This is a genomic window from Flavobacterium sp. KH_035, from assembly GCF_057839565.1.
In genome coordinates, this window is sequence record NZ_CM174492.1 from 1,484,582 (window position 1) to 1,499,115 (window position 14,534).

General features: G+C 36.5%; 9 protein-coding genes. 3 read left to right on the forward strand and 6 right to left on the reverse strand.

What is annotated here, in order from left to right; genetic code table 11:
* Positions 1-135 precede the first annotated feature (135 nt).
* Together dnaE and AC3IS6_RS06570 are read left to right on the forward strand one after the other, a co-directional pair.
* A complete protein-coding gene (dnaE, locus tag AC3IS6_RS06565; RefSeq protein ID WP_489164184.1) occupies positions 136-4,674 on the forward strand; it encodes a DNA polymerase III subunit alpha in 4,539 nt (1,512 codons plus the stop codon).
* 177 nt (positions 4,675-4,851) lie between these two features.
* Positions 4,852-5,802 carry an outer membrane beta-barrel protein gene (locus AC3IS6_RS06570; RefSeq protein WP_489164185.1) on the forward strand — a complete coding sequence of 317 codons (951 nt, stop codon included), beginning with the start codon at positions 4,852-4,854 and terminating at the stop codon, positions 5,800-5,802.
* Between the two features lie 400 nt (positions 5,803-6,202).
* On the opposite strand, the gene AC3IS6_RS06575 is transcribed toward AC3IS6_RS06570, so the two are convergent.
* The 5 genes from AC3IS6_RS06575 to AC3IS6_RS06595 all read right to left on the reverse strand — a co-directional run bounded on the left by AC3IS6_RS06575 (position 6,203) and on the right by AC3IS6_RS06595 (position 12,973).
* Positions 6,203-6,439, reverse strand: coding sequence for a hypothetical protein (locus AC3IS6_RS06575; protein ID WP_173964851.1), 237 nt, complete (start codon positions 6,437-6,439; stop codon positions 6,203-6,205).
* Between the two features lie 333 nt (positions 6,440-6,772).
* Positions 6,773-7,765, reverse strand: a complete 993-nt coding sequence (locus AC3IS6_RS06580; protein ID WP_489164186.1) for a Gfo/Idh/MocA family protein — start codon at positions 7,763-7,765, stop codon at positions 6,773-6,775.
* Between the two features lie 236 nt (positions 7,766-8,001).
* Positions 8,002-10,110 carry a prolyl oligopeptidase family serine peptidase gene (locus AC3IS6_RS06585; RefSeq protein WP_489164187.1) on the reverse strand — a complete coding sequence of 703 codons (2,109 nt, stop codon included), beginning with the start codon at positions 10,108-10,110 and terminating at the stop codon, positions 8,002-8,004.
* Positions 10,111-10,253: 143 nt separating this feature from the next.
* A complete protein-coding gene (locus tag AC3IS6_RS06590) occupies positions 10,254-12,461 on the reverse strand; it encodes a TonB-dependent receptor (RefSeq protein ID WP_489164188.1) in 2,208 nt (735 codons plus the stop codon).
* A 158-nt stretch (positions 12,462-12,619) separates the two neighbouring features.
* Positions 12,620-12,973 carry a hypothetical protein gene (locus tag AC3IS6_RS06595; protein WP_489164189.1) on the reverse strand — a complete coding sequence of 118 codons (354 nt, stop codon included), beginning with the start codon at positions 12,971-12,973 and terminating at the stop codon, positions 12,620-12,622.
* Positions 12,974-13,194: 221 nt separating this feature from the next.
* On the opposite strand from AC3IS6_RS06595, the gene AC3IS6_RS06600 reads away from it, so the two are divergent.
* Entirely contained in the window at positions 13,195-13,908 is a 714-nt protein-coding gene (locus AC3IS6_RS06600) for a porin family protein (protein ID WP_489164913.1), read from the forward strand.
* Here the strand turns inward: AC3IS6_RS06600 and AC3IS6_RS06605 are convergent.
* On the reverse strand, positions 13,903-14,508 hold the full coding sequence (locus AC3IS6_RS06605; protein ID WP_489164190.1) for a hypothetical protein: 606 nt from the start codon (positions 14,506-14,508) through the stop codon (positions 13,903-13,905). The genes AC3IS6_RS06600 and AC3IS6_RS06605 overlap by 6 nt on opposite strands.
* Positions 14,509-14,534 lie beyond the last annotated feature (26 nt).

Sequence of the window (14,534 nt, forward strand, 5' to 3'; positions counted from 1 at the left end):
CTCTTTCTCTAAAAAAAAGACTAAATTTGAACTTCCTCAATTTTGTATCTCAAGTTTTTTTATAGTTCATAAAATCAACGATTTATGCGATGCGAAACTTGGAATTTGGAATTTTAAATTTGTCTTTTTATACCTATGTACTTAATATTCGATACCGAAACTACTGGATTACCAAAACGTTGGGATGCTCCTATAACTGATTCTGATAACTGGCCCCGCTGTATTCAGATCGCATGGCAGCTGCATGACGAAATGGGGCAGCTTATAGAACATCAGGATTATTTGGTTAAACCGGACGGATTTAATATTCCGTATGATGCAGAACGTATTCACGGAATTTCGACAGAATTGGCAGATGCCGATGGAATCACCCTGGCTGAAGTTTTGGAGAAATTCAATATTGCTTTAGGTAAAACCAAGTTTATTGTTGGTCAGAATTTAGGTTTTGACGTTAATATTATGGGGGCTGAATTCCATAGAATGGGTGTGGATTCTCCTATGAGTTCAATGCCGGTTCTGGATACCTGTACCGAGGTTACTGCTTCATTATTGCAGCTTCCGGGAGGTCGTGGAGGTAAGTTTAAATTACCAACCTTAACAGAGTTACACAGTTTTCTTTTTAATAAACCTTTCGCGGAAGCGCATAACGCAACTGCTGACGTTGAGGCAACTACGCGTTGTTTTCTGGAATTAATTAGAAGAGAAGTTTTTACCAAAGAAGAACTGGATGTTCCGAAGGATTATTTCAAGGAATTTCAAAGCAGAAATCCTCAGGAATTTCCGTTAATCGGTTTAAAACATATCAATTTAAAAGCGGCATCTGATAAAATCAGAGAGCAATTAAGAGCTTTAGAGTCTACTGATAAAGGAACTACAGTTTCAGAATCTGACAGAGAAGATTTTAAAGCGGCAAAATATGCGCATTTACACAATCATACCCAGTTCTCGGTTTTACAATCAACTATAGGAATCGGTAACATCGTTTCGGCTACAGCCAAAAACGGAATGCCTGCCGTTGCCATGACCGATACTGGAAACATGATGGGGGCTTTTCACTTTGTGAGCGCCGTTATGAATCACAATAAAGGAGCATCGGCTAAAAATAAAGCGTTGGTTGAAGCAGGCGAAGAGCCAACGGAAACAGAGATAAAGCCAATTGTAGGCTGTGAATTTAATGTTTGCGAGAATCATCTGGATAAAAGTAAAAAAGACAACGGAAATCAGGTCGTATTATTAGCCAAGAATAAAAATGGATATCACAATCTGGCAAAAATGTCTTCAATCGCTTTTACAAACGGATTTTATTATGTTCCGAGGATTGATCGAAAAATTGTCGAGAAATACAAAGAAGATATCATGGTTTTGTCCGGGAATTTATATGGAGAGATTCCAAGTAAAATTCTGAACGTTGGTGAAAATCAGGCCGAAGAAGCTTTGATTTGGTGGAAAGAGCAATTTGGAGATGATTTTTATCTGGAAGTCATGCGTCATAATCAGGAAGATGAAAATCGTGTAAACAAAACACTGATTGAATTTTCGAAAAAACATGATGTCAAATTAATTGCAACAAATAATACCTACTATTTAAATAAAGAAGATGCCAATGCGCACGATATTTTGTTGTGTGTAAAAGACGGTGAAAAACAAGCAACGCCAATTGGCCGTGGCCGTGGATATCGTTACGGATTACCAAATCAGGAGTACTACTATAAGTCGGGAGAAGAGATGAAAAAGCTCTTTGCTGATTTGCCAGATGCGATTATTAACATTCAGGAAATTATAGACAAAGTCGAAGGATACTCGCTTTATCGTGATGTATTGCTTCCTAAATTTGATATTCCGGAAGAGTTTGTGGTTGTCGAAGATGAAGCTGACGGAGGCGTTAGGGGAGAAAATAAATACTTGCGTCACCTTACTATGGTGGGAGCAAAAAAAAGATATGGAGAAATAACAGAGTCTATTCAGGAACGTTTGGATTTTGAGCTATTGACCATTTCGAACTCCGGATATCCGGGTTACTTTTTGATCGTTCAGGATTTCATCGCCGAAGCCAGAAATATGGATGTTTCGGTGGGTCCCGGTCGTGGATCTGCTGCCGGTTCTGCGGTAGCATATTGTTTAGGAATTACCAATATCGACCCTATCAAGTACGATTTGCTTTTTGAGCGTTTCTTAAACCCGGATCGTGTATCGATGCCCGATATTGATATCGATTTTGATGATGAAGGACGTGGTCGTGTTATGGATTATGTAATTAATAAATACGGTCAGAATCAGGTAGCGCAAATTATAACCTATGGTAAAATGGCAACCAAATCGGCGATTCGTGATACGGCTCGTGTATTGGATTTACCATTGTTTGAAGCCGATAGAATTGCAAAACTGATTCCGGCAATGATGCCATCAAAGTGGAATTTGGCACGTTTTATTTCAGAAAGTGAGGACGAGGTTAAAAAAGCACTTCGTTCCGATGAATACGATAATGTAAAAGAGTTGATTGCTATTGCCAATGAAGATGATTTGGCAGGAGAAACCATTCAGCAGGCAAAGATTCTTGAAGGATCAATGCGAAATACCGGAATTCACGCCTGTGGGGTAATCATTACGCCATCGGATATTACGAATTTCGTTCCCGTTACCACAGCAAAAGACTCTGATTTGTACGTGACCCAGTTTGATAACTCGGTTGCAGAAAGTGCGGGATTACTGAAAATGGACTTCTTGGGTCTGAAGACCCTTACTCTGATAAAAGACACTGTTAAACTGGTAAAATACAGAAACGGAATTGATCTCGATCCGGATACATTTCCGATTGATGATGTCGAGACTTATGCACTTTTCCAAAGGGGAGAAACGGTTGGAATCTTCCAGTACGAGTCACCCGGAATGCAGAAGTATATGAAGGATCTGAAACCGACGGTTTTTGGAGATTTAATTGCAATGAATGCCTTGTATCGTCCGGGACCTTTGGAATATATTCCGTCTTTCGTTCGAAGAAAAAATGGAGAAGAGGAAATTAAATACGATTTAGATGCCTGTGAAGAATATTTAGGAGAAACCTACGGAATTACAGTTTATCAGGAGCAGGTAATGCTTTTGTCGCAATCGCTGGCGGACTTTACAAAAGGTGAGGCCGACGTTTTGCGTAAGGCGATGGGTAAGAAGCAAAAGGACGTATTGGACAAGATGAAGCCTAAATTTGTGGAGCAAGCGGCAAAAAAGGGTCATGACGCAAAAGTTTTGGAGAAAATCTGGAAAGACTGGGAAGCCTTTGCAAGTTACGCCTTCAACAAATCGCACTCGACTTGTTATGCCTGGATTGCTTATCAAACAGCCTACTTAAAAGCACATTATCCGGCAGAATATATGGCGGCGGTTCTTTCGAATAACATGAACGATATTAAACAAGTATCGTTTTTTATGGAAGAATGTAAACGAATGGGTTTACAGGTTTTAGGACCGGATGTAAACGAATCGTACTATAAATTTACCGTAAATGATGAATATGCAGTACGTTTTGGAATGGGAGCGATTAAAGGAGTTGGTTCTGGAGCAGTTGCAACTATTGTAGAAAATAGAAAGGACGGAAGATATAAATCGATTTTTGATTTAGCGAAACGTATTGATTTGCGTGCTGCCAACAAAAAAGCAATTGAAAACCTGGCACTGGCAGGAGGTTTCGATTCATTTGAAGGTACAACAAGGGCACAGTATTTTCATGATGATGGTGACGGAATTACTTTTTATGAAAAAGCGATGCGTTACGGATCGAAATTTCAGGAAAACGAAAACTCGTCACAGGTAAGTTTATTTGGGGAAACGAGTGAAGTGCAGATTGCCGAACCTGTTGTGCCTCCATGTGAAGACTGGAGTACCATGGAAAAACTGGCAAAGGAAAAAGAAGTAGTCGGAATATATATTTCAGGACATCCGTTGGACGATTTTAGATTCGAGATGAAATACTTCTGTAACTCTCGATTAGAATCCCTGAAAAGTATGAATGAATATGTGGGTAAAAATTTAAATTTTGCCGGAATCATAAATAATGTTCAGCATCGTGTGGCTAAAAACGGAAAGGGCTGGGCTGTATTTAACTTAGAAGGTTATGATGAAAGTTATGAGTTTAAGATTTTTGGTGAAGAGTATTTAAAATTCCGCCATTTCCTAATTCAGAATAATTTTGCTTTCATCAAAATATTGATAAAAGATGGATGGGTGAATCATGATACGGGTAAAAAATCTGATCCAAGAATGCAATTTGTTGAAATAAGACAATTGCAGGATATTCTGGAAGCTTTTGCTAAAAAATTGATTTTGCTGTTAAACATAAAAGACTTGGGAGCCGAATTTATTCATCAATTAAGTCATTTGTTTAGTGAGAATAAAGGCGATAATTCGGTGACTTTTGAGATCATGGAATTAGAAAAAGTAAAGAGATTGGTTGAGGTAGAAACGCCAACAGATTTTGAGGAAACTGATGATGCCGTTTTTGTGGATGAAAATGATCGGGAAGATGATGGAATTGAAGAAACAAAGATTCAGGAAGTAAATGAGGTCGAGGAAATTAAGGTTGTGACCAAATTAACGATGCCAAGCCGCAGACTAAAAGTCAAAATCTCAACGGAGTTATTGATAGAATTGGAAAAAATGCAGGTGAATTTTAAGCTAAATTAAATTTTAACAGTTAAAATTTAAAAGAATGCATTTTTTTTAAGTTAAAATTATGCATGCATAATAGTTTTTTAGTAATATTGCTCAAAATTACAACGATTTCGTTCCAAGTCTAACATCGCAAACCACAAGATTATGTTAAAATAATCTATGTTTGTAAAAATTAATTAAATCAAAATTATGAAAAAGAACCTATTTTTATTAGGATTATTAGTTTGCTCTATGGCCACAATGGCGCAAACAGAAAAAGCAGATAAACCAGAAAGTTGGTATTTTAAATTAGGAGGATCTTATTTTGTTCAAACTGCAGCTACTGAATTTCCAACGGTTGGAGGAAACCTTCCTTTAGACAAAAATTATGTTGGAGGAAAATTAGTTTCTGAAGAAAGTGTTACCGGATCTTTTGGAGAAGGTTTCAGAACTGGGATAACTGCTGGATATAGATTTAATACTCGTTTAGGAGTTGAATTAGGAGTTAATTATTATTCAAGCCAGGATAAGACTATGGCTCAAACTACATCAGATGTGCCTATTACGCCAAGTGGTGTGTATAGCTTCAAATCTGTAGGGCAAATTACTGCTTTCGATGTAGCTCCAGCTTTAGTGTTGTTTTTAGGTGAGCACAAAGGATTCGAGCCTTATACAAAAGTAGGGGTTTTAATTCCTGTTCACGGAGATTTAGAGATCACTTCTGATGCATACGCGCCAATTGCTTTTAGCCCGGCGGGAGCTCCAACTGCTTTTGGAAACGTTCACTCTGTTGATAAAGTAAAACCAAACCCAACTTTAGGTTTCATGGCAGTTTTAGGAACATCTTATAAAATTGCAAAAAACCTTTCTGTATATGGAGAATTAGAATACCGTAACTTTACAGTTCATGGAAAAACTAAAGAAACTACAGAATTTACAGTTAATGGTAATGATGCTTTAGCTAGCAGAACAACTGCTCAAAGATATACAGTTTACAGAGATAGATTAGATGCTAACTCTAATAACCCTTTGTTTAACCCTAATACTTCTACTCCAGATACTAAAGACACAACAAGACCAAATGATAAAATGGACGAGTTAAGTTCTTATGTTGGGATTTCAGGTTTAGGATTGACTTTAGGTCTTAAATACAGCCTATAATTTTATAGAAGTTTTTTAGTTTTTAGAAAAAAGAGGATATTCATAACGGATATCCTCTTTTTTTTGTGCAATCTTTTCATCTTGATTTTTTTAACGAAACTAATTCTTTTTTTCAGGAGCTAATCCCGCTATCCGTTCCAATCTTTTGTGGCGAACCCCGCCACAAAAGGATTTCCACTCCTATCGGGGCTAGGACAATCATTTTCATAAGAATGTTTTCATTTAATTTGTCATTTCGACCGAAGGGAGACTCGAGCCTTTACTTTGAATTAGATAAAAAACTTTAAATTTATTCAAAGTAAAGGCTCGAGTCTCCTTTTATCGAAATTAAAAACGAAACATAAGAGTAAGGGATAAAAACAAAAAAAAAGCCACTTTCTATAGTGGCTTTGCAATTTTTTTAATCATTCACATCCAGATAAGGATTTAAAATTTCGGCTAATTGATTGAGCCAGTAAAATCCATTTTGGAGGTTGGTCCTCTCGGATTGTAGGGATTCGTGTTCCTGCATTACGCTTAAGGCAAGTGCATAGTTTACCTGACGAATGGTTTTGGCCATTGTTTCAGGATCGATCGAATTGCTGAAAAAATCAGCTAACCTCAATTCGGTTTCTTTGTTGAAGGTGTTTGTGCTCATAATCTCGAAATTTAGGAAATAAATAACCCGCATGGGTTAGCTGTCCTACGCCTTCGAGAACGCGTTGCAGTTGTTTCCAATACCGCCAGCATACCATGCGGGCAAAAAGTTTTGTTGTGTTCATATTCTCGATGTTTAGGACTGCGAAGATATGAAAATCAGAAAAACTGGGAGTAATTTTCTTAGTTTTTATAGAAAAAGAGGATATTCGAAATAAATATCCTCTTTTTTTGCTTCCTGTCATTTCTGACAATATTGAGGTCAAGACTAATGATCGCAGGAAAAAAATTGCTAGATCTGCAGGATCTGCGTGAAACAAAATGGGCTTGCTCTTTATCTAGAGTTTCTAAATTCTTTCAACACTTCATCGATAACCCAGGTTGTTCTGGCAGCAGAGGTTCCTTTTGATGGAGAAAAATCTTCTTTGCCTAAAATTTCAGCTACCACGGTTTCAACAAGTGGTAATTGAATGTGAAGCGGATTTTCGATCGTAATACTTTCTTTTTCACCATTTGCATACTGAATATGAATTGGATCATTACCGAAGGTAGAGAACGAAATTTTCCCTTTATCGCCTACAATATCGGTATTATCGTAACGTTCAAAACTGGCAAAATTCCATAAACCGGTTCCATGAATTCCGTTCTCGAACAAAAATGACATAGAAACAGAATCTTCTGCCGGATAGGCTTTCAGCTGTGAGCTAGCGTGTCCGCGAACTGATTTTATAGGACCAAACACGAAATCAAGAAAATCTAAAGTGTGACAAGCCAAATCAACAAATATTCCACCACCGGAAATGTGCGGTAAAACCGTCCAAGGCAAATTGATTTCATCGTCATAACGTTTTTCAAACGGGTGGTATAAAACGCAATTGACATGTCTGATAGTTCCGATTTTGTTTTGGTCGATTAGTTCTTTTATTTTCAGGAATCTTGGAAGGCATCTTCTGTAATAGGCAACAAACAATGGTACATTATGTTCTTTACAAACACGAATCATTTCATTGCATTCTTCAAAATTTAAAGCCATTGGTTTTTCGACATAAACAGGTTTTCCGGCTTTGGCGCATAAAATGGTATATTCTTTATGAGAAGATGGAGGTGTGGCAATATAAACGGCATCGACTTCAGGATCATTAATTAGATCGATGGCGTCGGAGTACCATTTAGGAACATTATGGCGTTTGGCATAATCTTCAGCCAGAGCAGCATCTCTGCGCATAACAGCAACTAAAGCCGAATTTGAAGCTTTCTGAAAAGCAGGGCCGCTTTTAACTTCAGTGACATTGCCGCAGCCTATTATTCCCCATTTTACAATTTTCATGTTTTAGATTTTAGTTTTTCAAATTTAAAAAGTTTGCTACGAAATACACTAATTTTTACTAATTCTTTGTGGTTAGAATATTTGTTATAAATTATTTTTCACGCAGATTTAAAAGGATTTGAGCAGATGTCCGCAGATTTTTTTAAATTAAATCGGTTCTGTATGCAAAAAAAACAAAACCACGAACTCACAAAATAATTCGTGAATTCGTGGTTAAAAAAAGGTAGCTTAAAATATTACTTTTTAGGTAAAGCTTTGAAGCCCATATTGTAAAGTGTAAACGCTTGGATGTCTACGCTTTCCTGAATACTTGCGGCAACAGATTTACCTGCTCCGTGCCCTGCTTTTACATCGATACGAATTAAAACCGGGTTGTTTCCAGTTTGTTTCTCTTGCAATTCAGCAGCAAATTTAAAACTGTGTGCAGGAACTACACGGTCATCATGATCACCGGTTGTTACCATAGTTGCTGGGTACTGAACACCTTTTTTTACGTTTTGTACCGGAGAGTATCCTTTAAGGTATTCGAACATTTCTTTGTTGTCCTGAGAAGTTCCGTAATCGTAAGCCCAACCTGCACCGGCAGTAAAAGTATGGTAACGTAACATATCCATTACACCAACAGCCGGTAAAGCAACTTTCATTAAATCAGGACGCTGTGTCATAGTTGCTCCAACTAATAAGCCTCCGTTAGAACCTCCGCGAATGGCCAGGAAGTCAGAAGACGTGTATTTTTGTGCAATCAAATATTCGCCTGCAGCAATAAAGTCGTCAAACACATTTTGCTTTTGTAATTTAGTTCCGGCATCGTGCCATTTTTTACCATATTCACCACCACCTCTAAGATTGGCAACCGCATAAACACCTCCGTTTTCTAACCAAACGGCATTTGCAATACTGAAACTTGGAGTTAAACTAACGTTGAATCCTCCGTATCCATAAAGGATTGTTGGGTTTTTACCGTCTAATTTTAATCCTTTTTTATAAGTGATAATCATCGGGATTTTTGTACCGTCTTTTGAAGTATAGAATACTTGTTTTGATTCGTAATCCTCGCTTTTAAAATCAACTTTCGGTTTTTCATATACTTTAGACTTTCCAGATTTTGGTTCGAAAGAATAAATTGTTCCCGGAGTTGTGTAATTTGTAAAGCTATAGTATAAAGTTTTCTCTTCTTTTTTTCCTCCAAATCCGCCTGCAGTTCCTACTGCCGGAAGTTTGATTTCGCGGATTAATTTTCCATTGTAATCGTACTGTTGTACAAACGAAACAGCATCTTTGGTATAATTGGCAAAGAAGAATCCTCCACCTGTTGAAGGAGACAGAATATCCTTAGTTTCTTTAATAAAATCTTTCCAGTTTTCAGGTTTTGGATTGCTTACATCAACGGTAACCACACGTGTATTTGGTGCGTTTAAGTCAGTTTCGATAAACAATTTAGTTCCTTCATTCTCGATAATCTGATTGCTGCTGTTAAAATTGTCTACGATAGTTACAATCGGACTATTCGCTTTTGTTAAGTCTTTAATAAATAACTCATTTCCGTAAGTAGAATTAGCAGCAGAAATTACAAGATATTTGTCATCTTCGGTAACATAACCACCTATATATCTACGTTTCTGATCGACTCCATAAATAACTTTGTCTTCTTTTTGAGAAGTTCCCAGTTTGTGGAAATACAATTTGTGCTGATCGGTTTTTGCGGATAATTCGCTTCCTTTTGGTTTGTCGTAACTAGAGTAGTAAAACCCAGTATTGCCATGCCATGAAACACCGCTAAATTTTACATCAACCAAAGTATCTTCTAAAACCTTTTTAGAGATAGCATCGATGATGATTACTTTTCTCCAGTCGCTTCCTCCTTCAGAAATGGCATAAGCAGCTTTTGAGCCGTCTTTAGAGAAATTTAATCCACCAAGAGAAGTTGTTCCGTCTTTAGAAAAAGTATTTGGATCTAAGAAAACCTCTTCTTTGCCGTCTTTACCTTTTCTATATACTACAGATTGATTCTGAAGTCCGTTATTTTTAGAATAATACGTAAATTTTCCTTCTACAAATGGAGCACTGATTTTCTCGTAGTTCCATAATTTTTCCATGCGTTTCTTAAGTTCATCGCGGAATGGAATTTTATCTAAATAACCATAAGTTACTTCGTTTTGAGCTTTCACCCAGGCTCCTGTTTCAGCTGATTTGTCATCTTCAAGCCAACGATAAGGATCGCTTACTTTAGTGTCAAAATACACATCAACAGTTTCACCTTTTTTAGTTTCGGGATATTGGATTTTGTTTTGCCCGAATGAAATCCCTGCAGTTGTGATTGCCATTAGAAGAAATGTTTTTTTCATAATTTGTGTTTAACAGTTATAGCAAAAATAGCATTTTTGTTGTGAAATAATAATGATAAAAAGTTAAACCATATAAGGCATACAAGCTTACTTAGTCAGGATTTAACTGATTTAAGCTATATGTCGTATATGGTTTAAAAATGTTACAGATTGAAGTTAACTCCAAGTACAATATTTCGTCCGATATTTGGAATACCGTCTGTTTTTAATCTTGATAGGTGAGCAATGTATTTTTTATCAAATAAATTGTTTCCATTCAGGTTAACATCAAAAGCATGTTTACCTAGTTTTACCGTTCCGCCAAAACCTAAATTGACTAAAGTGTACCCTTTTGAAGCAGTTTCAAAACCACTTACTTTATCCTGACTAAAAGTAGAAGAAACGTTTAAAGAGGCATAACCTTCTTCAAACCAGTTTTTGATTTTAAACTCTGTCCTTAAAGTGTTATTCCAGTTGTTGGCAGGAATTAAAGGCAGGTAATCATTGTTTTGTTTTTTACCTGTAACGGTTTCAAAACTGGTTTCAAAATGCAGCCAATCCAGTGGATGCGGATGAAAATGCAACCCTGCTTCACCACCATATAATTTGGCATCATCCTGAATATAAGCAAAAACATCATTGTTATCGCGTACCTCACCAGTTGGTGAAGTGTAGATATAGTTGTTCACATGATTGTAAAATCCGTTGATAAAAAATTCAAAATGAGTGCTTTTAAATTCTAAGTTTAAATCTGTCTGAACATTTTGCTCAGTTTTCAAATTGGCGTTTCCAATTTCGTAACGGTTTGTTCCTTCATGAACTCCGTTTGAAGTTAGCTCGGCTAAATTTGGAGCTCTAAAACCTGTAGCCACATTCAATCGGAGTGTTAGTGGCTCTGCAAGTTTTGTTTTATATCCTAAAGAAGCATTAAAACTATCAAAAGAGCGGTCTAAAGGCTGAAAATAACCTTCTTCACCTTCGGTTCCATGTGCTTCAGAAGTCACTTTTCGGTTGTCAAAACGAAGTCCGGCTTGTAAAACATTATTATTCCATTCATAATTTGCAGTTCCAAAAGCACCAAAGTCATTGGTAGTTGCGTCCGGAATTAAATATTCTTCACCTGAATTTTTATTGGTCTGATGCATTCCCTGAACGCCAACAATAGTTTCAATTTTGCCGAATTTCGGAAAATGATATTTTGCATTGTAATTAAAAGTATTCAGTTTCATGTGAAGCGAAGCATCGTTGCTGTCTTCAAATTCGCTTCTGTCATTGGCGATATAACCTAAATCAACATCCAGTTTGGAGTTCTCAAAAAAGATCACGTTGTTCAGACTCAATAAATGATTGAAGATTCCTTGTCTTGGGAACATCGTATTTTTGCTTGACGATTGTTCGGCGATTCCATCTTCGGGAATTCCGATATCCAGTTTGTTGTAGTTGTATCTTAAAACACTGGAGAAGCTCGAATTACTATAGCCAATTCCGGTTTTAAAATCGGTTTCATTATAGCGAGAATTTGTAACGCGGTCGCCATCGGCAATTTTGTAATCAGAGTGTGTGTTGAAACTTCCTCGAGCTAAAAATTTCCAGTTGTCTGTTGACGTTTTTAGTCCGATAGAAGAATTGCTTCCTTGTGTATTGGTGAAATATTTTTGACTGAAATTAGCTTTAAACGTATTTGCATCAGCAAATTTTTCAGGATTAAAATATAAGACCCCACCTAAAGCATCAGAGCCATATAATAAAGAGGCAGGCCCTTTTATTACTTCGACACTTTCTATTCCGGCATCATTAAGGCCCAGTCCATGTTCGTCTCCAAATTGTTGGTTTTCGATACGAACCCCCTGAGAATATACTAAAACGCGATTTCCGCTTAAACCTCTAATTACCGGTTTCCCAATCGAAGTTCCGGTAGAAATTTGAGAAACTCCGGGAATAGTTGCTAAACCTTCAATTAAAGTTGAAGTTCCTTTTTGCTGTAATGTTTTAATGCTTTCGTGTTCTACTTTCATTACGTTTTGCGATTGCAATTTATTGAAAGGCGTTGAAACCACCACTTCATCCATTTCAAAAACAGATTCAGTAAGTGTGATGTCTAAGGTGTTTTGTTTTAGTAATCTTGCAATTGTTTTGCTTTGTGTAGTGTAACCTATAAATGTAAAAGAAAGTCGAAAACTCCCGTTTGGAAGATTCTTAAAATCATATTTTCCGTTTTCGTCTGTTGTCGTTCCTTTGTGTAGTTCAGCTGCATAAACAGATACGCCGGCTAAGGGTTTGTTCTGAAGATCAATTACAGTTCCCGATACCGAATTTTGAGCAGAAAGAATGCCCGTAAACCCTAAAATAAGGGTTAATATTAGTTTTTTCATTTGAAAATAATGCTATAGTTAATTGAATTTGCCTCTCAATCAGAAACTAAAATGAATTGTAAAACTTGCCGATCCTGAAAGTTTCAGGATGGGGAAATCCACTAATTTTTTTAGAATTAGATAAAAAGATTTAGAATTGATTTCGTGTATTTCGAAATTTAGGAAACTATAGCTTGTGGAGGTCCGCGTAATAAATAGACACTTTCTGAAAATGAAAAGATTCTCTCGGAAAGCGTAAAGAAATAGGGAATTTCGTTATCGAAATGGTGAAACTGAAGCGCCATTTCTTCGGGAACAACATAACTGCCAAAAGCAAAATGACAAACATAACATAAGTCATAATTATGGTGCTGATGCGTTATTTCACCACTTGGATCATTGTAATCGTGGTGGCATTGTTTTTCTGAAAGCTGCTTTACAATATGCTCATAACTGTGTATGGACTGAAAGAATATTGAGAACAATACCATCAGGGCCAAAGAAACACTTAGTATGAGTTGTTTTCTTTTCATTAGGGACAAAGGTATAAAAGAAAGGAGAAAAATAGATTTATTTTTTAGATTCTGTTAACGATTCATTGAAAAAAGTTTAGAAAAAGCATTTTTTCGGGATCGAAAAGCGAATAATGACATTCAAATTGTATCCTGAACTAGCATTATATTATATTTGTAATTGAAATAAAACTCTCCTAAAAAACGTTTACTTGAAAAACTCTTTAAAACCAAAATACGATATGCGATTACTTTTTAGTTGTTTGTTTTTAGTATCGTTTTTTAATTCTTTTGCCCAGGAAGTTAAACCGGAGGTAAAGCCAGAAGTGAAGCCTGTGGTTAAAATTGATTCTTTGTATCGGGAAGATCAGTTTTATTTTTCGGTTACCTATAATCTTCTGACAAAGATTCCACAGGGACTTAAACAAAATAAATTTTCTGCCGGACTTTCTGCCGGTTTTCTGCGTGACATGCCAGTCAATAAAAGCAGAACCGTTGCTATTGCTACAGGTTTGGGTTTGAGTTATCAGAATTATAATCAAAATCTAACTATCGCCAAAGGGGCAGATGGAGCTTTGACCTATGAAGTAACCGATTATAATGATATTTCGTCCAACAGATACAAACAATATTCGGTTGATCTGCCTATAGAATTTCGCTGGAGAAATTCGACTTATGAAAGTACTAAATTCTGGAGAATCTATAGCGGATTTAAACTAAGCTATGTATTCTCTAACAAATCCATTTTAGATACCGGGGAAGAAACGTATAAAATTTCGAACAATCCGGATATAAACAAATTGCAATACAGCGTATATCTGGCCGTAGGGTATAACACCTGGAACCTTTATCTCAATTATGGATTAAGTCCATTGTTTAAAGACGTAAAAACGGTTTCCGGACAAAACATTAACGTAAGAACGCTTAATGCCGGATTGATATTCTACATTTTATAACCACAAATACAAAAACAATAGCTGCGGTAAAATTCCAATAAAAGTTCCTATTACCAGTTCGTTAGGCGAGTGGGCTTCCATTTCTAGACGTGATGAAGCGACAATTCCCGTCATTAAAATCAGGAAAGCACTCCAGTATGGATTTTGCATTTGAAGATGGATGTTTAGCCCAATTACAAAAATGGTGAATCCACTAAGAGCCATCATGTGTAAACTTGCTTTTATTTTAAACAATGAACAAACCAGAGCCAGAATAGTACTAAACAAAGCGCCCAGAAAAAAGAAATGCAGTTCAGGATATCGCGTAATGATGATGCTTCGTTTTACTAGTAAAATATACAAAAAACACTGTAAAATCAGAGGGATTTTGCGTTGTGAGGTTTCATGAATCATAACAGAATTTACATGTCCTGTTGAACGGAGCAAAAGGAAGAACAATATTGGGACCAGAATAGTGATAATCAGAATCTGAAATAACACAAAATATTTTTCCTGAGTACTAAAAAGATCCTGCTTGCAAAAAAGGTAAAACAGGGTGGCGTACATCGATACAAAAATTGGATGAAAGATATAAGAGAATATAGGCAGAATTCTTTTCAAAGCACAGTAATTTTAGGTGTTGAACA